This window comes from Rhizobium pantanalense (assembly GCF_030182525.1).
In the GTDB taxonomy this organism is placed as follows: domain Bacteria; phylum Pseudomonadota; class Alphaproteobacteria; order Rhizobiales; family Rhizobiaceae; genus Rhizobium.
In genome coordinates, this window is the sequence record NZ_JAQJCH010000003.1 from 336,541 (window position 1) to 359,144 (window position 22,604).

Sequence of the window (22,604 nt, forward strand, 5' to 3'; positions counted from 1 at the left end):
ACGATCCGATCGTGGAAATTCGATGTCCGGAGTGGAGACTGGAACGCCTCCGCTTTTCCATGGGATAACCCTTGTCCAAATCGCCTCCCCGTGCCAATTTCGCACCCGCGAAAGGGGACGGCATGACAGGGGCAGACGAGACGGAGACCAGCGGCGATTTTCGGAGCCGCATCAGGACCAGCTTCGAGCGGCAGGCCGCCATGGCGACGATCGGCGCAGAGCTGACGCGCGTCGAGCACGGAACGGTCGAGATCGAGCTGCCCTTCGATATCAAGCTGACGCAGCAGCATGGCATATTGCACGCCGGCATTATCGCCGCGGCGCTGGATTCGGCCTGCGGCTTTGCCGCCTATAGCGTCATCGACCCTTCCGCATCGATCCTCACGATCGAATTCAAGATCAATCTGATGTCGCCGGGGCGCGGCGAGCGCTTCCTGTTTCGGGGCGATGTCACCAAGCCCGGCACTACGATTATCGTCGCCGACGGACGCGGCTATGCCATCGGCGACGGGCCGGCCAAGCTGATTGCCTCGATGACGGGAACGATGATGGTCATCCGGGGCAGAGAGGGAATTAGCGGATGAAATTCGAACTGAAGCGGGTATCGGGCAAATCGATCCTGTTCGTCATGGCCGCCGAGGCCGAATATGGACCCTTCCTGCGCTCGCGCATCGATCCGCTGATGACGGGCGTCGGCCCGGTGGAGGCAGCGATTGCGCTTACCCGCGCCTTTGCGCAGCTCGAAGCCCAGGACGATCTCCCCGATCTCGTGGTGTCGCTCGGCTCGGCCGGTTCCGCCAGGCTGGAACAGACGGAAGTCTACCAGGTCACCTCGGTTTCTTACCGCGACATGGATGCCTCGCCGCTCGGCTTCGAAAAAGGCCGCACGCCTTTCCTCGATCTGCCGGCGACGATCGAGCTGCCGCTGCGCATCCCGACCATTGCCGAGGGCAGCCTTTCGACCGGCGCCAATATCGTCTCCGGCGCAGAGGCCTATGAGCGCATCGGCACCGACATGGTCGACATGGAAACCTTCGCAGTACTGCGCGCCTGCCAGGTCTATGGCCTGCCGCTGATCGGCCTGCGGGGCATTTCCGACGGGAAGGTCGATCTGCAGCACATTTCCGACTGGACGGAATATCTGCATGTGATCGACCGCAAACTCTCCTACGCCGTCGATGGGCTGTTTACGGCGTTGGAAGACGGCGTATTCTGGTTCTGAGGAACCGGAAACTAAGCAAAGTAAGGACAATCGAGACAATAAAATCGGCGCTTGCGTGATTTGCCCGATTGCCAGGGAAAGCGCTTTTCATTAAAGGCTCGCCATGACCCAGACAGCACATCCAGATACCGTTCTCATCGTCGATTTTGGCAGCCAGGTGACGCAGCTCATCGCACGGCGTGTGCGCGAAGCGGGCGTCTACTGCGAAATCGTCCCCTTCCAATCCGCCGAAGCCGGCTTCAAGCGGCTACAGCCGAAAGCCGTGATCCTGTCAGGCAGCCCGGCCTCGACCGTGGACGAAGGCTCGCCGCGGGCGCCGCAGATCATCTTCGACAGCGGCATCCCGGTCTTCGGCATCTGCTACGGTCAGCAGACCATGTGCATGCAGCTCGGCGGCAAGGTCGAAAGCGGACATCACCGCGAATTCGGCCGCGCCTTTCTGGAAGTCGATAAGGATTGCGCCCTCTTCGAAGGGCTGTGGTCGAACGGTTCGCGCCATCAGGTATGGATGAGCCACGGCGACCGCGTCACCGCGCTGCCGGAAGGTTTCGAAGTGGTCGCCACCTCCTCGAACGCGCCTTACGCCTTCATCGCCGACGAGAAGCGCAAATATTACGGCGTGCAGTTCCATCCGGAGGTCGTGCATACGCCCGATGGCGCCAAGCTGATCGGCAACTTCATCCACAATATCGCCGGCATCAAGGGCGACTGGTCGATGTCGGCCTATCGCGCCAAGGCGGTGCAGGCAATCCGCGATCAGGTCGGCAACAAGCGCGTTATCTGCGCACTCTCCGGCGGCGTCGATTCCTCCGTTGCCGCCCTGCTGATCCACGAAGCGGTCGGCGACCAGCTGACCTGCATCCTCGTCGACCACGGCCTGATGCGCAAGGACGAGGCGGCAAACGTCGTCGCCATGTTCCGCGAGCACTACAATCTGCATCTGATCCATGTCGATGCTTCCGACCGCTTCATCGGCGAGCTCGAAGGTGTTTCCGACCCTGAGACCAAGCGCAAGATCATCGGCCGGCTCTTCATCGAAACCTTCGAGGATGAAGCCAAGAAGCTCGGCGGCGCCGATTTCCTCGGCCAGGGCACGCTCTATCCCGACGTCATCGAGAGCGTTTCCTTCACCGGCGGCCCCTCGGTCACCATCAAGTCGCACCACAATGTCGGCGGCCTGCCGGAGCGCATGAAGATGCAACTCGTCGAGCCGCTGCGCGAGCTCTTCAAGGATGAAGTGCGCGTGCTCGGCAAGGAGCTCGGCCTGCCCGACAGCTTCATCGGCCGCCACCCATTCCCCGGCCCCGGTCTCGCGATCCGCTGCCCGGGCGGCATTACCCGCGAGAAGCTGGAAATCCTGCGCGAAGCCGATGCCATCTATCTCGACGAAATCCGCAAGGCCGGCCTCTACGACGCCATCTGGCAGGCCTTCGCCGTGCTGCTGCCGGTCCAGACCGTCGGCGTGATGGGCGACGGCCGCACCTACGAATTCGTCTGCGCACTGCGCGCCGTCACCTCCGTCGACGGCATGACCGCCGATTTCTACCACTACGACATGGAATTCCTCGGCCGCGCTGCGACCAGGATCATCAATGAAGTCCGCGGGATCAATCGCGTGGTGTACGACGTCACCTCGAAGCCGCCCGGCACGATCGAGTGGGAATGATTTTCGCCTATCCGGGCGTATCCAAAACTACGCCAGAGTGCGACCTAACACACTGATAAAAATAAACATTCTTTTCGGAATCTATCGGTGTCTATCGGTGGGCATAGATTGGAGCCGTCGGCCCCGTTGACGGTCCTTGCTCATATTGATCGCGGTGAAATTTGGAAGTACCGTCAGGAGAGATGAGGCTCCTGACGGTACTTTTTTGACGCTAAGCTGCTGACAATACGCAGACTTTTCCGACGAGAGCCCCCCAAAACCGCGTGACGGTACTTTTTTGGAGGTGGCGTACCATGTTGACGGACGCAGCAATCAAGGCGCTGAAACCCAAAGAGAAAATGTACAAGGTGACTGACCGCGACGGCATGTATGTGCGCGTCGCGCCGTCGGGCGCCGTTTCGTTCAGGCTAGACTATCGCCTGAATGGGCGACGCGAGACGGTCTACCTGGGCAAATACGGGCGAGATGGAATCTCGCTGGCGCGCGCCCGGGAGCTCTGCCTGGACGCCAAGCGAGCGATCAGTGAGGGACGGTCCCCGGCCATTGAGAAGCAGCGCGAAAAGCGCCGTATCAAGGAGGCGAAGAGCTTCGGCGAGTTTGGCGAAAAATGGTTGGTGAACGCGCCGATGGCCGACAGCACCCGAGCAATGCGTCGCTCCATCTTTGAGCGAGAGCTATTGCCGGTTTGGCGTAATCGCCTTTTGACGGAGATCACGCCGGACGACCTTCGCGCCCAATGCGGAAAGATCGTTGATCGCGGCGCACCAGCAACGGCGATCCATGTCCGGGACATCCTGAAGCAGATTTATGGCTTCGCGATTTTGCACGGTGAGAAGGTTGCTAATCCGGCCGATGACGTCGGACCAGCATCGATCGCGACGTTCACGCCGAAGGATAGGGCTCTGTCGCCAGCCGAAATTCGCGTGATGCTGAAAGAGTTGGAAAAGGTCGCGACGCTACCGACGATCCGCTTGGGGATGCGGCTCTTTCTCCTGACGATGGTCCGCAAGAGCGAACTGCAAGACGCGGTGTGGGAAGAGGTAGATTTTGAAAACGCCGTTTGGACAATTCCCAAGGAGCGGATGAAGCGATCGAAAGCCCACAACGTCTATCTGTGCCGTCAGACCCTCGACATAATGATTGCGCTCAAGACCTGCGCCGGCAACTCCCGGTATCTGTTGCCTTCGCGCTACGACGCCGATGCTCCCATGTCTCGGGCGACGTTCAACCGTGTCACCTATTCAGTGGTAGAGCAGGCCAAACAAGATGGGCTGCCACTGGAGCCATTCACGGTCCACGATCTAAGGCGGACTGGGTCGACCCTGCTGAACGAATTGGGTTTCAATCGGGATTGGATCGAGAAGTGCTTGGCGCACGAGGATGGGAGGTCGTCGCGCGGCGTCTACAACAAGGCGGAATACGAAGTTCAACGCCGGCATATGATGCAGGAGTGGGCGGATACCGTGGACGCCTGGGTTGACGGCCGCAGGCATGCCCCCACGCTCTTGCCGACGGCTATGCCTTTGCTGGAACTTGATCCCGCCCTTTGACTGGACGAGATTTGCGCTTGGTCACATCGGGGTGCTGTGCACGGCGGATCGGTGCGCTCCGTCGTGCGATCAGCCAAGCCTCGACCTCGGCCAGATCCCACACGATGCAACGTGGAGAGAGCGCGAACCGTCGGGGAAATTCGCCGCGTTGTTCCATTTCATAGATAGTGCTGTCAGCCATCGGCACCATTTCGCGCAGTTGCTGTCGCCGGATCGTCCGCCGCAGCGGGATAGTAGAAGCTGTTCTTGACATATCGGTCGCCCTGTCGCTCTGACTATCCGAGATAGAAACCGATAGACTTAGAAAGATGGAAGTCCTTCGACGCTCGCGTGCGGCAATATCGCATTGTAGCGTGTAAATCGGAGGGAGTGGCTTGTCCCGCTCGGACCAAACTCGAACCGCAAATTCGTGGAAAGCGGACGCACTGACAACTACTTGCCGAGATTTCCCCGGCCTGTATCAGCAGCCAGGCGTGGGCGTGTCGGTTCATCCCGCGCAAGTCCCGCGATTCAAAACCGCCCTCAACGGCTAATCGCCACCAGTTCTCTTGCGCGAAGAGCGACGAGCAGTCTTCTTAGTACCCACGCTCGACGGCGCTGGCGAGGACAGTGGTTGGCTCGCGGTGAGCTCGCGCGGTATCCAAGCGGCGACAGTATCGATAAAAGCCCGCACTTGAGGCGGCAAAAACGTGCGCTCGGGATAGACAAGCGCGATATGCAGTTCGGCACCCACGACCCCGACGAGCACCTGCACGAGCGCGCCGCTCACCAGGTGTGGCGACACGAGATCACGCGGGAGTAGCGCAATGCCAAGCCCATTTACGGCGGCCTCGCACAACAGGGCGATGTCGTTCGAGAAGAACGTGCCCTCTACGTGGAGCTTGCCCCCGGTGGTCATGGGCCAGTGAGTTTCCGGCAGCTCGCCGCGTGTGAAGCCGAGGAGGCAGCTGTGACTTTTGAGATCGCGGGGCGTGCGGGGAGTGCCGCGGTTGGCGAGGTAAGCGGGCGAAGCGACGGCGATTATCGGATCGCGCAAGAGTGTGCGCGCGATGAGCCCGGGCTCGATCTGGCTACTGGCCCGTAGCGCGACGTCGTAGTCGCCGCGGAGAAGATCGACGTGCTGGTTTGAGGTGTGGATGTGAACGCGCAGCTCGGGATGGCGCGCTGCGAACTCGCATAGCATCGCATGGAGGCCAGCGCTCGTCATCGGCGGAACCGAGACGCGCAAATCTCCACGCACGATGTCGTCGGTGGTTCGCACGCTTTGTTCGGCGGCGCGCACGGCCTCAAGTGCAATGCAAGCCTGCCGGTAGAACACCTCGCCAGCATCAGTGAGCACGAGCTTTCGCGTGGTACGGCGCAAGAGGCGCGCGCCGAGACGCTCCTCAAGCCGAGCGAGACGGCGGCTCACGGTTGCGCGAGGGACGCGTAGCTCAGCGGCCGCGCGTGAGAGGGATTTGGCGTCTACCGTCTTGGTGAAGGCGACGAGTTCCGAGGTTTCCACAGGGTCGGTCATATGGATCAAATTATAGCAGATGATGTCAATTGTTGAAGCATTGTTACGAATTCTGATCGGGCGCAAGATGCGTTGAAGATGACCGCCTGGAGTTCGCTCGTTTACGAGCGAGCGCCTGAAGCCAATGGAAAGAGTTGCAATGATATCCAATGACAAGAAACTGATCGCCGTGTTCGGCGCTACGGGCCATCAGGGCGCCGGCGTGGTGCGTGCCCTGAAGGCCAATGACCAATTCAAGGTGCGCGCGCTCACGCGCAATCCGAGCAACTATCAAGGCCTTGCTGACGAGGTCGTCGCCGCCGATTTGGAACGGCCAGAGACGCTCGCAGCCGCGCTCGCAGGCGCACACGGCGTCTTTCTTGTCACCAACTTCTGGCAGGAAGGCACCGATGAGATCAAGCAAGCAACCGCGGCAATTCAGGCCGCGAAAGCTGCAGGCGTCAATCATCTGATTTGGTCGACCCTCCCAAACGTCGAGGCGATCAGCGGCGGCAAGTTCAAAGTCCCCCAGTTCACGGGTAAGGCGAAGGTCGATTCGATCGTCAAGGAGGCCGGATTTCCGCGCCACACCTTTGTCGTGCCGCCTGCTTACTATCAGAATTTTACGGGACCAGTCGGCCCCCAGAAGCTGCAGGACGGAAGCTTTGGCTGGGTAATGCCCATCGATCCCACGGTGCGTTGCTTCCACATGGGTGACATCAATGAGCTGGGCAACATCGTGGCCGGCGCGTTCGCGCACCCGGATGAAACGGGCGACGGCGCATATCTGCCGTTGGTCGGCGACTTCCTGAGCTTCAACGGCCTCGTCGGCGCGTTGAATCAGTTGGGCCATCAGTTCACGGTCACCCGGGTTCCTCGGCAGGTATACGCAGGCTTTTTCCCGGGGGCTGACGCGTTAGCTGAGACGCTGGCCTACTACGAGACCTATACCTACCTTGGCCCGGGCTCACACGACGATCAGATCGCGCTGGCGAACAAAGTAGCAGGCAAGACACCGACAACATTTGCCTCATGGGCCCGGGACAATTTCCGGCTCGGGGCTGCTTCCTCTGATTGAGCCATCGCGTCGGCTCAAGTGACCTAGAAAGCGCGTACGCGGCGAATGCTTCACCCATTCGTCGCGGAACGTGCGCATCCGAGAGAAGTGACTACTCGATAGTTGATTCATTCCTGCGACAGGCGACGCCATGCAATTTCTGAATCGGCGCATATGGATTCCCAAGATCCACACCGAAAAACGCCGAGATGCCAGTAGTGATATGGCGTCGTCTTACCAACCGCCTGCTCTTGCATTGCGCATGATTTCGAAGCTCGCCATGGGAAGATACGAGCTGACAGACCTTTGAATGGCGCGTGATCGAGCCGCTACTATCGAACAAGCCAAGATGCCAGATCTCGCCTTCGATCTCCGCCATCTGAAGTATGCTATGCTTGTTGCAGAGCACGGTAGCTTTCGCCGAGCAGCGGTTGCGACTAACATTCCACAATCGACTATAACGAGGCGCATCCAGCTGTTGGAGGCGGCACTTGGCGTCGCTCTGTTTGAACGCAGCAAAACGGGCACCCGACCCACACATACCGGGGAGCGGTTTATTCGCGAGGCCACATTCGGCGCTGAGCATCTCTCTCGGGCAGTTACAGACATCCGCCAAGTTCGGTCTGCACGTAGCGGAGTCCTGCGCGTTGGACTCGTTGGGTCCTTGGCGAGCGGTTTTTTGACTGACCTCTTTTGCCGCTATAATCAAAAGTACAAAAACATTGATGTCCTGATTGAGGAGAGTAGCTCTCAATCAATTGCAGCTGGGGTTTCGCAGGGTAGACTCGATGTCGCGTTCGTTTGCGGCTCGCCCCGCCTGGCGGGGTGTCAGATACGTCCATTGTGGAGCGAGCGAATACTGCTCGTTGTTCCCATAGCGCATGCATTAGCTGCAAGAGAAAGGGTTAGTTTGGGGGATGTGCGAGGGGAGGTCTTCATTGTCCGCGCGCACGGACCTGGTCCGGAAATCGAAGATTACCTTGTGCGGCAACTGTCAGGACCAAGCTTCAGTCCGCGGATTGTGGCTCACAATGTTGGACGCGAGAACTTGTTCAACATGGTCGCGAACGGATTCGGATTAACGCTCTCGAGCGAATCTGCGCTCGGGACCAGCTATTCTGGGGTGAGGCTCATCCGGCTGGGTGACCCGGAGGAGGCGGTAGACTTCAGTGTTATGTGGCGGACCACGAATGAAAATTCTGCGGTGAAGGTCTTGCTGGAGCTCTGCGCGGCAGGATCCGTGACATCTGATCTCAAAGCGTCAGATTGACTGCCTGCGGGATCAAACCGGGTATCGAGCCCCTAACAGCCCTGCGGCTTCTGTTTAACCAAGACTGCTGAGAAACTAGACTTCAATTTGCTCATTCGGAGGTTGGCGAGGATCCAGCCGCATTGAGACGCCTCCGTCGCGCGAACTCTCGGTCGGTCGCCATAAATCGCTGGATCATCGGTACGATCAGCTTCGAAGGATCGGAAACGGGCCGCCCAGATTCTTGGGAGAGGACCTCGGCGTAGGCAAGAAGGTCACGATGAACGCCGGATGGCAGTTCGATCGTCACCTTCTCGGGCTTATCCGCAGGAAGATCGCTTAATCTGAGTTTTTTCACGTCACGCTCCATAGGGTTCGAGCACCAGATCGCGCGTGACGATTACCCGCACCGGGAAGCCCGGACGGATGGTGAGCGTCGGCGCGATGTTAAGCTGGCGGCGGACGATCTGCTGGCCAGCGTCGTTGATGGTGTCCTGGCCGCCGTTGCGGATCGCTTGAATCAGCCGGTCGTCGTCATTGGTCGCCAGCTCGGCGCCGACGCTCAGAAGGGTCGAGAGGCCGGCGGCCTTGGCGAGATCCCACCAGTGATAGTCGACGCCATCCTGCAGGCCGGCATAGCCCTCGGCATCCGCCCCCGGCTGGCGCTCAAGCACGATGCTGCGGCCGTTCGGGAAGATCAGGCGGCTCCAGACCAGCAGCACTCGGCTCTGTCCGAATTGGACGTTGTTATCGTACTGGCCGATGACGCGGGTGCCCTGCGGGATGAGGAGGATGCGACCCGTTGGGCTGTCATAGATGTTCTCGGTGACCTGGGCCGTGATCTGGCCCGGCAGATCGGACCGGATGCCGGTGATTAGCGCCGCTGAGATGACCGCGCCCGCCTGAAGGATGTTTGGCGACGCCGGCGCAGCGACTCGGTCGGCCGCAACGGTGCGCCGGTCGACCGGAGCGTTGAGGAAAGCCTGTTGCCGTTCCTGCGCGGTAGGCGTCGCAGCCGGCGGCGCGAGGCCCAGGCTGGTGAGGTCGGGCTGCGCCAGGGTCGGCGAATTGGTGGTGGGCTGAGCCGATGTTCGTGCCTCCGCCGCGGCGAATAGCCGGCTGGTGCGCGCCGTCTCAATCTCCTGCAGACGGCGCTGTTCCTCCGGGGTGATGCCCGGTTGCGCCGGCGCAACGCCGGGCGTCGGCACTGGCTGGCTCCGGTTCTGGGCGCTGAGGATCGGCCGGCCGAGATCACCGGGCAAGGGAGGCCCGAGCTGGGGCACGCCGCTATAGTCGCGTGGCAGGCCCTGAAGGCCGTCCGCCGTCGATCGGTTGTCGGTCGAATAGAGTTCCTCGGGCGGCCGACCGCCGTTGCGGGTCTGAAGCGCATAGACCAGCGCCCCGCCGAGGCCGAGGCTCGCCACCAGGCCGAGCCCGGCGAGCACCCTGCGCGACAGCCGCGTAACGCGCGGCGCCTCGGCGCGCAGCCGCATCGGCGCGGCCGCCGTCGGCGCCGATCCCGTGAGCGGCGCACCGGCTTCCTCTTCCTCGTTCCGGTCATCACTCACGACGCGGGCCTCCCGTCGGTGCGGGTGATCCGGACGCGCTTCTGGGTGTCGCCCGAGCCGAAGCGAAGCTCGGCGGCCGCGAACAGCCGATCGACGATCATATAGTTGTTGCGTACCCGGTAGTTGACGAGTTCGGAGGTGTTGCCCTCGGCGCCGACGACGAAGAGCGGCGGCATTTCGCCCTGACCGATGCCCCTCGGGAATTCGATGAAGACCTGCCGGCCGTCGTCATAGGCGCGCAGCGGACGCCACGGCGCACGATCGCCGGTTACCTCGTAACGGAAGTTGAGGCGCGAGAGATCGACGCCGGTCGCCACCGGCTGGGTTGCCTGCGCCTCGGCGTTCTGGCGCCGGAGCGCAATGAGTTGGTCCTGCGGATACTGCCAGGAGACCGAGGCCATATAGGTGCGCTCGGTCGAGCGCAGCTCCATGTGGTAGGTGCGCAGATTGGTGTTAATGACGAGATTGGTCATCAGCTCGGCGCGGGTGGGCTTCACCAGGATGTGGACCTGCAGAGTCGCTCCGGAACCGCTTTGCGTGTCGCCGATGATCCAGCGGACCGTATCGCCGGCCGCCACCGGCCCGGAGCCGACGAGCTGCTCGCCTGGCTGGAGCGCGATGTCGGTGATCTGCCCGACGGCGGTGTAGACCTGATAGAGCGCCCCTTGGGTGAAGGGATAGACTTGCATGGAGTTGATGAAGCCGTCGCGCACCGGCTGGATGCGGGCGGCGGCATTGGCCTGGTTGACGCGCGCCGTCGGATCGGCTGGCTCGGGCGCCCGCCGCGATTCCTCGACCGGCTTCATCTGGCCGGGCAACGGAAGCGGCCTCGGCAGTTCGACCACACGGACCGGCGCTGGCGGATCGACGGTCTGCACGGCGGCGGGCGCGTCGTCATAGCTGATCTCGGGCGGCTTCTGCGTCGTCGCGCAGCCGGCCAGCATCGTGGCGGAAAGCAGCAAAGCCGCCAATGTGTGAGTGCGGAAAGCCGGTTCTCCGGCTTTACGGAAAATCGGCATCGTCATTGCCCCAGCTCCCGTGACCATGAAATTGCGTTGACGTAGATCCCCAGCGGATTGGCGCGCAGCCGGTCGGCGTTGCGCGGAATCTGGACGACGATGGTGAGGATCGCCGTCCATCGGGTCGTGTCGGCGAGCTGGCCGTTCTCGTAGCGGCGCTCGGTCCATGCGACCCGGAAGCTGTCGGGAGACGCGCGGATCACGCTCGAGACGTCGACGGCGATCTGCTGGCGGCCCACCTTGGTGAAGGGGTCGTTCGAGCGCGCGTAGTCGTTGAGCGCGGCGGCTCCCCGGTCCGTCGTGAAGTCATAGGCACGCAGCCAGTTCTGGCGGACGATGATCGCGTCGGCCGGGATCGAGCGGACCTGCTCGATGAAACGTGCCAGGTGGAAGGCGATCTGCGGGTCGGTCGGCTGATAATCGGGCGTCGCCGGGGCGATCGCCTGCGCTTGGCCGAGCCGGTCCGTCTGAACGACCCACGGAACGACGGTGCCGCGCGCCGACTGCCAGACCAGCGCCGCCGCGAACCCGGCCGACAGGAAGAGCGAGCCGAACGCCATGTAGCGCCAGTTGCGCGCCTGGACGCGGGCCGAGCCGATACGGTCGTCCCAAACCTGGGCGGCGCGCTGGTACGGTGTTTCGGGTTCGGGAGCTTTTCCATAGTGCGTCGAGGGTCGTCGAAACATCAGCGGTCACCTTCGGAGAGATTGATGGAGGAGCCGCCGCCGTGGCTGTCGCCGCTGCGCACCGCATGGACGGTGGTCGAGACGGCATGGCTCATCTGTTGGGAGCGCTTCATCCGGCGGGCCCAGGCGGGCGGCTGATCGCTGCCGCCTGCAGGGTTCGGCGTCGCGTCGTTGGCCGCTTCGCCGACGGTGCCCATGGTCGAGGAACCCCCGGTCGACTCGAAGGCGGACCGGGCTCCATCGGCGAAGCTGCTGCGCATGCTCGACGACGCGCGCTCGGCAGCGCGCCGAAGCGGCGATGTGGCTGCGGAACCGGCGGCCCGGGCGCCGCCGCCCAGGCCGCTCGCCACGCCCGAAGCGCCCGTCTGCCCTGCGGCGCCCAGGCTGTATGCGGTGGAAGCTCCGCCCGCGAGGGCAGCGCCTCCGCGGGCAGCGGCCGCGGCGCCTCCTGCGAGCGCCGCACCTCCGGAAGCGACGGCGCCAACTGTGGCAGCTCCGGCCGCGACCATGCCACCTGCGGCAAGCCCGGTTCCGACCGCGGCGCCGGCGCCGAGCTGCGGGCCTCCGGACACGAGGCCGTTGGCGATGCCGGGGCCGAAGATGCCGAGGCCGAGCAAGGTCAGTGCCGCGAGCACGATCGCCATTGCCTCGTCGATCGTCGGTGTGCGGCCGCCGAAGCCGGCGGTGAACTCGGAGAAGAGGCTCGATCCGATGCCGATGATGACGCCGAGGACCAGCACCTTGATGCCGGAGGAGATGACGTTGCCGAGCACGCGCTCGGCCATGAAAGCGCTCTTGCCGAAGAGCCCGAAGGGAATGAGCACGAAGCCGGCGAGCGTCGTCAGCTTGAATTCGATGAGGGTGACGAAGAGCTGGATGGCGAGGATGAAGAAGGCGAGCAGCACCAGCGCCCAGGCGAGCAGCATTACCGCGATCTGGATGAAGTTCTCGAAGAAACTCCAGTAACCCATCAGGTCGGAGATGGAATCGAGCAGCGGCCTGCCGGCGTCGAGCCCGGTTTGGGCGACCTTTCCGGGCCTCATCATGTCGGCGACGGTGAAGCCGGTGCCAGACGCCTTCAGCCCGAGTCCAGCGAAGCTCTCGAAGATGATCCGCGCTAGGTTGTTCCAGTTGCCGATCAGATAGGCGAACACGCCGACGAACAGGGTCTTCTTGACCAGGCGCGCCACGATGTCGTCGTCGGCGCCCCAGCTCCAGAACAGCGCGGCGAGCGTCACGTCGATCACGATCAGCGTGGTGGCGATGAAGGCCACTTCGCCGCTGAGGAGCCCAAAGCCGCTATCGATGTAGCGGGTGAAGACCTCCAGAAAATGGTCAATGACGCCGGTGCCGCCCATGATCTCAACGCGCCGCGTTCGTGTGGGAGTCGATCGCCGGCGCAGTCTCATTGACGGCGGGGTCGGGTGCGGCCGGAGGATTCTGCGGCTGTCCCCGCGGGCCCGGCGCCTGCGGAGCCGGCTGCGGCTGCCGGGTCTGCGACGGCTTCAGGAAGCGGTCGCGGTTGTCCGCCCAGGCCTTAAGGCAGGCGGGATCTCGGGTGCCGGCTTCCCCGAGCTGCTGGCACCGCCGCAGCTCGGTTTTCAGAGGGTCGACGCCTGTTTCGGTCGCCGCGGCAACGCTGCGATAGAGCGGCGGATCGTCCTTGCGGGAGAGTTCGATGGCCGTCGCCGTGATCGCGAAGGTCACGAAGCCGATGGCGCAGACACGCGCGAGAATCTTTCCGTCCATCGCCGCGCCCTCAGTTCCTGCCGGGGAACATCTGCGCGTTGCCGGGCTGGTATCCGGTGCCCGGCGTCAGGAAGCGGCGGCGCTGTTCGCGGCCCTGTTCGGCTGCGGCCGACCGCTCGGCCTCGGCGAGCGCCTGGGCCCGACCGTTGGCGGAGACGACGGCGGTGAGATCGGCGAGTTGCTGGGCCTGCAACGCTAGGAGCTGGTTGCCGGCTTGCGTCGCCTGCAGGGCGCCGGTCGCGCCCTGGCTCTGGCCGACCAGCGCCGACATCTGGGTGCGGTTGGTGTCGATGTTGCCGACGACGCCGGCCTGGACGCGCATGGCGTCTTGGAGTCCCGAGACCGTATTGTTCCAGCGTTCCTTCGCCTGGGCGACGAGCTGCTGGTCGGATGCGCTCATCGAGGCGCTGCCGGCCCCGTAGTTCGTTCGGAAGGCTTGGTCGATGTTCTGGACGTTGTAAGCGATGCGTTGGGCCTCGCCGAGGAGCTGCTGGGTCCGCTGAACCGACTGCTGAAGCTGCTGGAGCGAGGAGAACGGCAGGCTCGTGAGGTTGCGCGCCTGGTTGATCAGCATCTGCGCTTCGTTCTGGAGCGACGTGATCTGGTTGTTGATCTGCTGCAGCGCGCGGGTCGCCGAGAGCAGGTTCTGGGCGTAGTTGGTGGGATCGTAGACGATCCATTGGGCCGAGGCCGGCGCGATCAGCACCGGCGACACCGACAGCGGCGCGGCGAGAATGGCGGCGGCGAGCGCCACGCGAGGGACACGCAGTTTCATGGCTGGCTCTCCAGGTTGGTGAGGTTGGGAATGAGGTCTGCCGCCCAGTCGACACCGCGATGGCGCAGCCACGCCGCGAGGAAGCCCTCGCGCCCGTGCTCGGCGACGATGCGGTCGATGGCGGCTTGGTCGGTCTTGGAGGATGCCGCGCAGAGCGCGAGCGCGACGTCGGCGAGGCCCAGCTCGAACAGCCGGTTGCCGCGCCTGCTCTGGCAGTAGTAGTCCCGCTTGGGCATGGCCCTGGCGAGGATCTCGATCTGCCGATCGTTGAGGCCGAAGCGCCGGTAGATCGCGGTGATCTGCGGCTCGATCGCCCGTTCGTTCGGCAGCAGGAGCCGCGTCTGGCAGCTCTCGATGATGGCGGGCGCGATCGCCGAGCCGTCGATGTCGGAGAGCGACTGGGTGGCGAAGACGACGCTGGCGTTCTTCTTGCGCAACGTCTTCAGCCACTCTCGGAGCTGGCCAGCGAAGCCTTCGTCGTCGAGGGCGAGCCAGCCTTCGTCGACGATGATCAGGGTCGGCTCGCCGTTCAGCCGGTCCTCGATGCGGTGGAAGAGATAGGAGAGCACCGCCGGAGCCGCGGCCGTCCCGATAAGTCCTTCGGTCTCGAAGGCCTGGACGGTGGCGACGCCTAGATGCTCGCTCTCGGCGTCGAGCAGCCGGCCATAGGGTCCGCCGACGCAATATGGACGCAGCGCCTGCTTCAGGTCGTTCGACTGCAGCAGCACCGACAGGCCGGTCATCGTACGCTCGGCCATGGGCGCGCTCGCGAGCGATGACAGCGCGGTCCAGATCAGCTCCTTGACCTCCGGCGTGACCTGGATGCTCTCGCGCATCAGGATGGCGACGATCCAGTCGGCGGCCCAGGCGCGTTCGGCCGCCTCGTCGATCCGGGAGAGCGGCTGAAGCGCGACGCTGTCGGCTGAGCCCTCGGTCAAGCCGCCGCCGAGATCGTGCCAGTCGCCGCCCATGGCGATGGCGGCGGCGCGGATCGAACCACCGAAGTCGAAGGCGAAGACCTGCGCCCGGGCATAGCGGCGGAACTGCAACGCCATCAGCGCCAGCAGCACGGACTTGCCCGCGCCGGTCGGGCCGACCACAAGCGTGTGACCGACGTCGCCGACGTGAATGGAGAACCGGAACGGGGTGGACCCTTCGGTCTTGCCGTATAACAAGGGGGGTGCACCAAAGTGCTCATCCCGTTCCGGCCCCGCCCACACGGCGCTCAGGGGGATCATGTGGGCGAGATTGAGCGTCGAGATCGGCGGCTGGCGGACGTTGGCGTAGACGTGGCCCGGCAGCGACCCGAGCCAGGCGTCGGCCGCGTTGATGGTCTCGGGCATCGCGGTGAAGTCGCGGCCCTGGATCACCTTCTCGACGAGACGGAGCTTCTCGGACGCGACGCGCGGATCGGTGTCCCAGACGGCGATCGTGGCGGTGACGTAGGCCTGACCGGCATAGTCGGCGCCGAGTTCCTGCAGCGCGAGATCGGCATCGGCGGCCTTGTTGGCGGCGTCGGTGTCGACAAGGGCGCTCGCCTCGTTGGTCATCACCTCCTTGAGGATCGCGGCGATAGACTTGCGCTTGGAGAACCACTGCCGGCGGATCTTGGTCAGCAGCTTCGTCGCGTCGGTCTTGTCGAGCAGGATCGCCCGCGTCGACCAGCGATACGGAAAGGCGAGCCGGTTGAGATCGTCGAGGATGCCGGGCGTCGTCGCGGTCGGAAATCCGACGACGGTCAGGATGCGCAGATGCGCGTCGGCAAGGCGCGGCTCCAGGCCGCCGGTGAGCGGCTGATCGGCGACCAACGCGTCGAGATACATCGGCGTCTCGGGAACGCGCACGCGGTAGCGCTTCGTCGAGACGGTCGAGTGCAGATAGGTCAGGGTCTCGACATCATCGAGCCACGCGCATTCCGGCATGAACGCTTCGACGAGCTGCAGGATGCGATCGGTGCGGTCGACGAAGCCGCGCAGCGCCTCCCAGGCGTCGACGCCTCGCTCGGCCTTGCCTTCGTAAAGCCAGCTCTCGGCGCGCGCGGCATCCTCGGCCGGCGGCAGGAAGGTGAACGTCAGGAAGTAGCTCGACTCGTAATGGACCGCGTCCTCTTCGAAGTCGGCCTTGCGCTCGGCATCGACCATGGCCGATGCGGCGTCAGGAAAGCGGCTTGCTGGATAGGCCCCGACGGCATGGCGTTGCGCCTCGACAAAGATCGCCCAGCCGCTGCCGAGGCGGCGGAAGGCGCTGTTGAGACGGCCCGCGACGGCGACGAGCTCGGCCTGCACGGCGGAGTCGAGATCGGGTCCGCGGAACCGCGCGCTGCGCTGGAACGAGCCGTCCTTGTTGAGGACCACGCCTGGCGCGACCAGTGCCGCCCAGGGCAGGAAATCCGCAAGGTGGGTCGAGGAGCGGCGATACTCGGCGAGGTTCATCATGGCGCGCCTCAGACGTTCAGGTGACCGGGGATGCGGAGGTGCCGGCGGCCGACGTCGACGAATTGCGGGTCGCGCTTGGCCGCCCAGACGGCGGCGAAATGGCCGATGGCCCAGAGACCGAGGCCGACCAGCCAGAGGCGAAGACCGAGACCGAGGGCGGCGGCGAGCGTGCCGTTGAGGATGGCGATCGCCCGAGGCGCGCCGCCGAGCAGGATGTGCTCGGTCAGTGCCCGGTGGACCGGAACCGTGTAGCCCGGCACGTCGCCGCCGCTCTCGATCAGGCCCGCCATCAGACGAGCGCCCCGCCGCCGAACGAGAAGAACGACAGGAAGAAGCTCGACGCGGCGAAGGCGATCGACAGGCCGAAGACGATCTGGATCAGGCGGCGGAAGCCGCCTGACGTGTCGCCAAAGGCGAGCGTCAGGCCGGTGACGATGATGATGATCACCGCGATGATCTTGGCGACCGGTCCCTCGATGGATTCGAGGATCGATTGCAGCGGCGCTTCCCACGGCATCGAGGAGCCGGAAGCGTGGGCAGCCGGGGCCAGCAGGACACTGGCCAGGAGGACGGATGCGGTTGTCGCGACATGGCGACGAAAATGCAGGGCACGGCGGATCATGCGGGTTCTCCTTCGGGGGGCTGGGTTGCGGGGCGGACGCGGTAGTCGCCGTCGGGGCCGAGCCCTTCGACGCGACCGAGTTCGGCCACGCGCCGGGTCGAGCCGCGGCCCGAGAGGACCGCGACGAGATCGATCGTCTCGGCGATCAGCGCGCGCGGGACGGTGACGACAGCTTCCTGGATGAGCTGCTCGAGGCGGCGGAGCGCGCCGAGCGCGGTGCCGGCGTGGATGGTGCCGATCCCGCCGGGGTGGCCGGTGCCCCAGGCCTTGAGCAGGTCGAGCGCCTCGGCGCCGCGCACCTCGCCGATCGGAATGCGGTCGGGCCGAAGCCGAAGCGAGGATCTGACGAGATCGGATAGCGTCGCCACGCCGTCCTTGGTCCGCATGGCGACCAGGTTCGGCGCGGCGCATTGCAGCTCGCGGGTGTCCTCGATCAGCACCACGCGGTCGGAGGTTTTCGACACCTCGGCGAGCAGCGCGTTGGTCAGCGTCGTCTTGCCGGTCGAGGTGCCGCCGGCCACCAGGATGTTGCGGCGATCGGCGACGGCCTGGCGCAGGATCTCCGCCTGCTCGGCAGTCATGGTGCCGGCGGCGACATAATCCTGCAGCGTGAAGACGGCGACGGCGGGCTTGCGGATCGCGAAGGCCGGCGCCGCCACCACGGGCGGCAGCAGGCCCTCGAACCGCTCCCCCGTTTCCGGCAGCTCGGCCGAGACCCGGGGATTGCCGGCATGGACCTCTGCGCCGACATGGTGGGCGACGAGGCGGACGATACGTTCGCCGTCGGCGGGCGACAGGCGCTCACCGGTGTCGAACAAACCCTCAGACAGGCGGTCGATCCAGAGGCGGCCGTCGGGGTTGAGCATCACCTCGACGACGCTGGCGTCTCCAAGGAAACCGGCGATCGCAGGACCGAGTGCGGTCCGCAGCATGCGGGCCCCGCGAAGTATTGCCTCAGATTTCTCGGAAGAGACGGCCACGTTGTCCCCGTTCTTTGCGGGACCGCGTCAGGCCGCCCCTGGATCGGGGATGATTAAGAGAACCGGAAATCAGTCCTCGGCAACAGGCGTCAGGGCGTAGTAGTAGCCTAGCGTGAAAAGACAGGCGTTCGGCGGAATTGCGGAATACTTGAGTTGCCGCAATCGCTGCTTATTGCGCGTCGCGCGCGGGATCGACGTCCTCGGAAATCTCCTGCCGGAGCTTCGGGCCCTTGGCGAGTCTGCGCCCGAGCGCTGCGACGAACGCATCGTAGCGCTCGCCGGCCTGAGCCCGGGCGGCCGCCTGCGCCGGTTCGGGCAAAGGTGGATTCGTCGTCAGCCAGAAGCGCACGAAGACGGCGAACATCTCCACCGAGATGCTGAGATCACGTTCCATGCGGGTCATGCGCCGATCGAGCTGGTCGAGGCGCTTGGTGGTCGCCGCCTCCTGGCGCTCGGCGGCATCCGGCGACAGGAAGGACGCGATCGCCGCTTCGGCGATGAGCGAGCGCGACTGATCACGGCGCGCTGCGTGGGCTGCGAGCGCCTTCATCACCTCGGGTTCGAGATAGACCGACAGGCGCAGCTTTTTCGATGGATTGGCCATGGGCGCCTCACAGCTCCATGCCGTCATTCGGGTCGAGCGAGACCTGACGCGCGACACCTTGCATGATCTGGTTGGCGCGGCTGATCCGGGCCGTGTCGTCATCGGCCTCGTCGTCGAATCCGCCGTCGAACTCGTTCTCGATCGGCGCCTTCTTCTCGACGGGCGCGGCGCGCTCCAGCTCCGGCTGGTGGCGACGTTCCGATCCGGTCGGATCTTCGTCACCAGCATCACTAACGATGACCGCACCGGCCGACACCACGCTCGCCGGCCGTGCCGGAAGCGGCAGCTTGCTCCAGTCGTCCGTTCCAGGCTGCGTCGGTCTGGTGAGCGCCGGCGGCGCCATGATCCGATCCTTGAAGCGGCGATCCTGGTAGTAACGCGCCTTCTTCGCGCGGATCGGCGGGGTGCCCGCGACCATGACGATCTCGTCGGCGGGCGGGAGCTGCATGACCTCGCCCGGGGTGAGCAGCGGCCTGGCGGTTTCCGAGCGCGACACCATCAGGTGGCCGAGCCAGGGCGAGAGCCGATGGCCGGCGTAGTTGCGCATGGCGCGCATCTCGGTCGCGGTCCCGAGCGCATCGGAGACGCGCTTGGCGGTCCGCTCATCATTGGTCGCGAAGCTGACGCGGACGTGGCAGTTGTCGAGGATCGAGTTGTTCGGACCATAGGCCTTCTCGATCTGGTTCAGCGTCTGCGCGATCAGGAACGCCTTCAGGCCGTAGCCCGCCATGAAGGCGAGCGCGGATTCGAAGAAGTCGAGCCGGCCGAGCGCCGGGAATTCGTCGAGCATCAGCAGAAGCCGATGCCGGTTGCCCTTCGCCTTTAGATCCTCGGTCAGGCGCCGGCCGATCTGGTTGAGGATGAGCCGGATGAGCGGCTTGGTCCGGGCGATGTCCGACGGGGGAACGACAAGGTATAGGCTGGTCGGTTGCCGGGCGCCGACGATGTCGGCGATGCGCCAGTCGCAGCGGCGCGTCACCTCGGCGACGACGGGGTCGCGATACAGGCCGAGGAACGACATGGCAGTCGAGAGCACGCCGGAGCGTTCGTTGTCGGATTTGTTCAGCAGCTCGCGCGCGGCCGACGCGATCACAGGATGCGGTCCGCTCTCCCCGAGATGGGCGGTCTTCATCATCGCCGCCAAGGTGGACTCAATCGGCCGCTTGGGGTCGGACAGAAAGGCGGCGACGCCGGCGAGTGTTTTGTCCTCCTCCGCGTAGAGGACGTGCAGGATCGCGCCGACCAGGAGTGCGTGGCTGGTTTTCTCCCAGTGGTTCCGCTTTTCGAGGCTGCCTTCTGGATCGACCAGGATGTCGGCGATGTTCTGCACGTCGCGGACTTCCCATTCGCCACGGCGCACCTCGAGGAGCGGATTGTAGGCGGCGGACTTCGCGTTGGTCGGGTCGAAGAGGAGCACGCGGCCATGCCGGGCGCGGAAGCCGGCGGTCAGCGTCCAGTTCTCGCCCTTGATGTCGTGGACGATGGCCGAGCCCGGCCAGGTCAGCAGCGACGGCACGACCAGGCCGACGCCTTTGCCGGATCGGGTCGGCGCGAAGCACAGCACATGCTCGGGGCCGTCGTGCCGGAGATAGGCGCGGTCATACTTGCCGAGCACTACGCCGTCCTCGCCGAGTAGGCCGGCGCCACGCACCTCAGCTTCATGTGCCCAACGCGCCGAGCCGAAGGTCTCGGCGTTCTTCGCCTCGCGGGCCCGCCACACCGACATGCCGATGGCGACGGCGATCGAGATGAAGCCGCCGGATGCTGCGATATAGGCGCCCTCTACGAAGATCGGCGGCGCGTAGGCGTCGTAGAAATACCACCACGGAAAGAACGACCACGGATAGTAGATCGGCCAGTCGCCGAGCATGAACCACGGCGGCCCGAGCTGGAGCTGAAAGCCGAGCCGGTAAGCCGTCCACTGCGTGGCGGCCCAGGTGGTCAACAGGACGATGGCGAAGACCGTGAGGATCTGGCCCCAGAGAATCTTGGTGGCGGACATGGCGGGTCCTTTTGTTTGGGATGGTGATCACAGGCCGAGCCCTCGCTGGCGGCCGAAGCTCCAGTCGACGCCGCCATCGCTTCGGGCGACGCCGGAGACGTGACGGCCGAGCTGCTTCTCAATCGATGGCGTCCAGGGCACGAGGCTGAAGCCGAGCCCGTTGTCGATCATGGCGAAGCGGCCGCTCGCGAGGTTCAGGCGCCGCTGGTAGGTGCCGGTGACATACTCACCGGCCTCGGGCTTGACCGGCGGCCGTCCGATCTCGGCGGCAATGCGCTGGGCAACCGCCTCCAGCTCGCGACGCCGCAGCGCATCGACAAGGCCCGGCTGAAAGCTGACGCCGCGCTTCTGACGTTCGGCGAGGCCCTGGCCGACAAGGTGTTCCGCCCGCCGGTCCATGGCGTCCCGCACCTCGGCGCCGAAGCCGCCGCCAAGCGCAGCCGGCTCGCGGGCGATATTCTGCCGGTCGAGCCAGGTGGCGCCGGTCGCGGTGACCTGCCGCTCTATGTCGAGATCGGAGCGCACCGCGATCGCCACGCGGCGCTGACCCTTCGCATCATCGAACTTGCGCAGCTCGACGATTGAGCCGGGCGCGCTGTCGCCCGCTGCATCGAGATCGGGCAGCTTGATGTGGTGAGTGCGGCCGTCGACCCCGTCGACGACGGCGAAGGCCGTGCCCTTCAGTTCGTCGTCGAGGCCGCGGGCGACCAGGCGGCCGATGACCGGATCGTTGAGGCTTTCCGAGGCCAGCACATAGCTCGCCGCGCCGCGCTCGATGCCGCGCTCAGTGAGGCCGTGATGGATGCGCTTGATGATGTCGCCGCGTTCGCCGAGCTCGCGCAGCGTCGCCTCGGCCTTGTCCGAGATCGTCCACTGTCCCGGGCCAATCTCGTCGGCAAGCCCAAGGCCTTCGAGCTTGCGCAGCCGCCCGACCTTCAAGGCATGGAATTCGTCGGGCCGGCGATCGGCATGCGGTACGAGATCGACGACGCCGGTGCGATAGGCGTCGCGGGCGAGCTGGCGATCGAGGTTGGTCCAGCGATCGGCGTCGATCTGGCGCTCCAGCGTCTGCCTGATCTCCTGATCGGTGCGCGGCCCCAGCTCCTGCGTGATGAGGTCGCGCGCCCGATCGCGCATGCCCTCCTTTATATAGTCGCGCGAGATGACCAAGTTCTCGCCGTCGTCGCGCACGCCGCGCACGATCAGATGAACATGCGGATGTTCGGTGTTCCAGTGATCGACCGCGACCCATTCGAGCCGCGTGCCGAGATCCTTCTCCATCTGGCCGACCAGCTCACGGGTGAAGCCCTTGAGGTCGGACATTTCCAGCGCGTCGTCCGGCGAGACGATGAAGCGGAAATGGTGGCGGTCGTCCTCGGACCGCTCCGCGAAACCTTTGGCGTCGACGTCGTCGCTGCCCGGACCGAACAGTCGGGCCTTCTCCCCGTCACGGGTGACGCCGTCGCGGCGCAGATAATCGAGATGCGTCGAGAGCGGCGCGGACCGCCCGCTGTGACGGACGACGCGTGCCTTGATGACTGCGCCGCGCGAGCGCGCGGTGATGAGGCGGTTCGCCTGGATCGAGGCGCGCTGGCCGCGCCCAAATCGGGACCGCGCGCCCGAGCCGATCTTCCCTTGCCGGGAGACGCTGCCGCCGGCGCGCTGGGCGGCCGCCAGCGCCTGGGCGATGAAGGGCCGCGCCCGTTGCGCGCTGGTCGAGCGGATGCGGCCTGGCCGGATGCGGAAGTCGCGCTCGTCGGTCATGCCCGAGGCTCCGCACATCGCGCCAACGCGATGATATTCTTGAAAAATGCGCCGATGCGCAGGCTGCGCCGATCAGGCGCACCTCGCGAAATCGCGCCATAACCCCTTGAAAAAGCACAACCGAACCGAAGCGCACATCGCGCCCCTTTATCCTGCCATCG

22 protein-coding genes are annotated in these 22,604 nt (G+C 64.9%); 6 read left to right on the top strand and 16 right to left on the bottom strand.

The features are described from left to right. Positions 1-122: 122 nt before the first annotated feature. From PH558_RS11080 to PH558_RS11095, 4 genes are all read left to right on the top strand, one after another. Complete coding sequence (locus PH558_RS11080; protein ID WP_285204196.1) at positions 123-584, top strand: PaaI family thioesterase; 462 nt, start codon at positions 123-125, stop codon at positions 582-584. After that, complete coding sequence (locus tag PH558_RS11085) at positions 581-1,222, top strand: 5'-methylthioadenosine/S-adenosylhomocysteine nucleosidase (RefSeq protein WP_095433720.1); 642 nt, start codon at positions 581-583, stop codon at positions 1,220-1,222. The genes PH558_RS11080 and PH558_RS11085 overlap by 4 nt, the downstream gene beginning before the upstream one ends. A 103-nt stretch (positions 1,223-1,325) precedes the next feature. Then, positions 1,326-2,888: a glutamine-hydrolyzing GMP synthase gene (gene guaA, locus PH558_RS11090; protein ID WP_285204197.1), complete on the top strand. Its 1,563-nt coding sequence runs from the start codon at positions 1,326-1,328 to the stop codon at positions 2,886-2,888. A gap of 293 nt (positions 2,889-3,181) precedes the next feature. Beyond that, positions 3,182-4,438 (top strand): tyrosine-type recombinase/integrase, encoded by a 1,257-nt coding sequence (locus tag PH558_RS11095; RefSeq protein ID WP_285204198.1) that lies wholly within the window; start codon positions 3,182-3,184, stop codon positions 4,436-4,438. Here PH558_RS11095 and PH558_RS11100 read toward each other — a convergent pair. Beyond that, the gene (locus PH558_RS11100; protein ID WP_285204202.1) at positions 4,404-4,691 is read right to left on the bottom strand and encodes a helix-turn-helix transcriptional regulator; all 288 of its coding nucleotides are present in this window, start codon (positions 4,689-4,691) and stop codon (positions 4,404-4,406) included. The two genes, PH558_RS11095 and PH558_RS11100, sit on opposite strands and share 35 nt — an antisense overlap. 276 nt (positions 4,692-4,967) lie before the next feature. Further along, positions 4,968-6,110 carry a LysR family transcriptional regulator gene (locus PH558_RS11105; protein WP_285204203.1) on the bottom strand — a complete coding sequence of 381 codons (1,143 nt, stop codon included), beginning with the start codon at positions 6,108-6,110 and terminating at the stop codon, positions 4,968-4,970. Here PH558_RS11105 and PH558_RS11110 point away from each other — a divergent pair. Together PH558_RS11110 and PH558_RS34230 are read left to right on the top strand one after the other, a co-directional pair. Continuing rightward, positions 6,094-7,011: an NmrA family NAD(P)-binding protein gene (locus PH558_RS11110; protein WP_285204204.1), complete on the top strand. Its 918-nt coding sequence runs from the start codon at positions 6,094-6,096 to the stop codon at positions 7,009-7,011. The genes PH558_RS11105 and PH558_RS11110 overlap by 17 nt on opposite strands. 328 nt (positions 7,012-7,339) lie before the next feature. Continuing rightward, positions 7,340-8,260, top strand: coding sequence for a LysR family transcriptional regulator (locus PH558_RS34230; protein WP_350223807.1), 921 nt, complete (start codon positions 7,340-7,342; stop codon positions 8,258-8,260). 91 nt (positions 8,261-8,351) lie between these two features. On the opposite strand, the gene PH558_RS11115 is transcribed toward PH558_RS34230, so the two are convergent. From PH558_RS11115 to PH558_RS11180, 14 genes are all read right to left on the bottom strand, one after another. Continuing rightward, entirely contained in the window at positions 8,352-8,609 is a 258-nt protein-coding gene (locus PH558_RS11115) for a DUF2274 domain-containing protein (protein WP_483314138.1), read from the bottom strand. Continuing rightward, positions 8,599-9,732, bottom strand: a complete 1,134-nt coding sequence (locus PH558_RS11120) for a TraB/TrbI/VirB10 family type IV secretion system protein (RefSeq protein ID WP_483314143.1) — start codon at positions 9,730-9,732, stop codon at positions 8,599-8,601. Before PH558_RS11120 ends, PH558_RS11115 begins: the two co-directional genes overlap by 11 nt. A gap of 71 nt (positions 9,733-9,803) precedes the next feature. Continuing rightward, positions 9,804-10,832 carry a P-type conjugative transfer protein TrbG gene (trbG, locus tag PH558_RS11125; protein WP_483314144.1) on the bottom strand — a complete coding sequence of 343 codons (1,029 nt, stop codon included), beginning with the start codon at positions 10,830-10,832 and terminating at the stop codon, positions 9,804-9,806. Next, on the bottom strand, positions 10,829-11,512 hold the full coding sequence (gene trbF / locus PH558_RS11130; protein ID WP_174175817.1) for a conjugal transfer protein TrbF: 684 nt from the start codon (positions 11,510-11,512) through the stop codon (positions 10,829-10,831). Before trbF ends, trbG begins: the two co-directional genes overlap by 4 nt. Then, the gene (trbL, locus tag PH558_RS11135) at positions 11,512-12,870 is read right to left on the bottom strand and encodes a P-type conjugative transfer protein TrbL (protein ID WP_285204222.1); all 1,359 of its coding nucleotides are present in this window, start codon (positions 12,868-12,870) and stop codon (positions 11,512-11,514) included. Before trbL ends, trbF begins: the two co-directional genes overlap by 1 nt. A 4-nt stretch (positions 12,871-12,874) precedes the next feature. Further along, positions 12,875-13,261 (bottom strand): putative entry exclusion protein TrbK-alt, encoded by a 387-nt coding sequence (gene trbK-alt, locus PH558_RS11140; RefSeq protein WP_285204224.1) that lies wholly within the window; start codon positions 13,259-13,261, stop codon positions 12,875-12,877. A gap of 10 nt (positions 13,262-13,271) precedes the next feature. Beyond that, a complete protein-coding gene (trbJ, locus tag PH558_RS11145; protein ID WP_285204225.1) occupies positions 13,272-14,036 on the bottom strand; it encodes a P-type conjugative transfer protein TrbJ in 765 nt (254 codons plus the stop codon). After that, positions 14,033-16,471, bottom strand: a complete 2,439-nt coding sequence (gene trbE / locus PH558_RS11150; protein WP_285204226.1) for a conjugal transfer protein TrbE — start codon at positions 16,469-16,471, stop codon at positions 14,033-14,035. The genes trbJ and trbE overlap by 4 nt, the downstream gene beginning before the upstream one ends. 8 nt (positions 16,472-16,479) lie before the next feature. Next, entirely contained in the window at positions 16,480-16,761 is a 282-nt protein-coding gene (locus PH558_RS11155; RefSeq protein WP_008125099.1) for a VirB3 family type IV secretion system protein, read from the bottom strand. Beyond that, positions 16,761-17,093 carry a TrbC/VirB2 family type IV secretion system protein gene (locus PH558_RS11160; RefSeq protein WP_102959687.1) on the bottom strand — a complete coding sequence of 111 codons (333 nt, stop codon included), beginning with the start codon at positions 17,091-17,093 and terminating at the stop codon, positions 16,761-16,763. Before PH558_RS11160 ends, PH558_RS11155 begins: the two co-directional genes overlap by 1 nt. Beyond that, positions 17,090-18,025 carry a P-type conjugative transfer ATPase TrbB gene (gene trbB / locus PH558_RS11165; protein WP_483314139.1) on the bottom strand — a complete coding sequence of 312 codons (936 nt, stop codon included), beginning with the start codon at positions 18,023-18,025 and terminating at the stop codon, positions 17,090-17,092. The genes PH558_RS11160 and trbB overlap by 4 nt, the downstream gene beginning before the upstream one ends. A gap of 217 nt (positions 18,026-18,242) precedes the next feature. After that, complete coding sequence (locus tag PH558_RS11170; protein ID WP_285204252.1) at positions 18,243-18,677, bottom strand: ribbon-helix-helix protein, CopG family; 435 nt, start codon at positions 18,675-18,677, stop codon at positions 18,243-18,245. Positions 18,678-18,684: 7 nt separating this feature from the next. After that, entirely contained in the window at positions 18,685-20,679 is a 1,995-nt protein-coding gene (locus PH558_RS11175) for a conjugal transfer protein TraG (RefSeq protein WP_285204253.1), read from the bottom strand. Positions 20,680-20,706: 27 nt separating this feature from the next. Continuing rightward, entirely contained in the window at positions 20,707-22,443 is a 1,737-nt protein-coding gene (locus PH558_RS11180; RefSeq protein WP_285204255.1) for a relaxase/mobilization nuclease domain-containing protein, read from the bottom strand. Between the last annotated feature and the right edge of the window lie 161 nt (positions 22,444-22,604).

Bases quoted from the DNA above. Each gene is read 5' to 3' on its own strand.
- PH558_RS11080 (WP_285204196.1), top strand. From the start codon at position 123: ATGACAGGGGCAGACGAGACGGAGACCAGCGGCGATTTTCGGAGCCGC.
- PH558_RS11085 (WP_095433720.1), top strand. From the start codon at position 581: ATGAAATTCGAACTGAAGCGGGTATCGGGCAAATCGATCCTGTTCGTC.
- guaA (WP_285204197.1), top strand. From the start codon at position 1,326: ATGACCCAGACAGCACATCCAGATACCGTTCTCATCGTCGATTTTGGC.
- PH558_RS11095 (WP_285204198.1), top strand. From the start codon at position 3,182: ATGTTGACGGACGCAGCAATCAAGGCGCTGAAACCCAAAGAGAAAATG.
- PH558_RS11100 (WP_285204202.1), bottom strand. From the start codon at position 4,691: ATGTCAAGAACAGCTTCTACTATCCCGCTGCGGCGGACGATCCGGCGA.
- PH558_RS11110 (WP_285204204.1), top strand. From the start codon at position 6,094: ATGATATCCAATGACAAGAAACTGATCGCCGTGTTCGGCGCTACGGGC.
- PH558_RS34230 (WP_350223807.1), top strand. From the start codon at position 7,340: ATGCCAGATCTCGCCTTCGATCTCCGCCATCTGAAGTATGCTATGCTT.
- PH558_RS11115 (WP_483314138.1), bottom strand. From the start codon at position 8,609: ATGGAGCGTGACGTGAAAAAACTCAGATTAAGCGATCTTCCTGCGGAT.
- PH558_RS11120 (WP_483314143.1), bottom strand. From the start codon at position 9,732: ATGCGGCTGCGCGCCGAGGCGCCGCGCGTTACGCGGCTGTCGCGCAGG.
- trbG (WP_483314144.1), bottom strand. From the start codon at position 10,832: ATGACGATGCCGATTTTCCGTAAAGCCGGAGAACCGGCTTTCCGCACT.
- trbF (WP_174175817.1), bottom strand. From the start codon at position 11,512: ATGTTTCGACGACCCTCGACGCACTATGGAAAAGCTCCCGAACCCGAA.
- trbL (WP_285204222.1), bottom strand. From the start codon at position 12,870: ATGGGCGGCACCGGCGTCATTGACCATTTTCTGGAGGTCTTCACCCGC.
- trbK-alt (WP_285204224.1), bottom strand. From the start codon at position 13,261: ATGGACGGAAAGATTCTCGCGCGTGTCTGCGCCATCGGCTTCGTGACC.
- trbJ (WP_285204225.1), bottom strand. From the start codon at position 14,036: ATGAAACTGCGTGTCCCTCGCGTGGCGCTCGCCGCCGCCATTCTCGCC.
- trbE (WP_285204226.1), bottom strand. From the start codon at position 16,471: ATGATGAACCTCGCCGAGTATCGCCGCTCCTCGACCCACCTTGCGGAT.
- PH558_RS11155 (WP_008125099.1), bottom strand. From the start codon at position 16,761: ATGGCGGGCCTGATCGAGAGCGGCGGCGACGTGCCGGGCTACACGGTT.
- PH558_RS11160 (WP_102959687.1), bottom strand. From the start codon at position 17,093: ATGATCCGCCGTGCCCTGCATTTTCGTCGCCATGTCGCGACAACCGCA.
- trbB (WP_483314139.1), bottom strand. From the start codon at position 18,025: ATGCTGCGGACCGCACTCGGTCCTGCGATCGCCGGTTTCCTTGGAGAC.
- PH558_RS11170 (WP_285204252.1), bottom strand. From the start codon at position 18,677: ATGGCCAATCCATCGAAAAAGCTGCGCCTGTCGGTCTATCTCGAACCC.
- PH558_RS11175 (WP_285204253.1), bottom strand. From the start codon at position 20,679: ATGTCCGCCACCAAGATTCTCTGGGGCCAGATCCTCACGGTCTTCGCC.
- PH558_RS11180 (WP_285204255.1), bottom strand. From the start codon at position 22,443: ATGACCGACGAGCGCGACTTCCGCATCCGGCCAGGCCGCATCCGCTCG.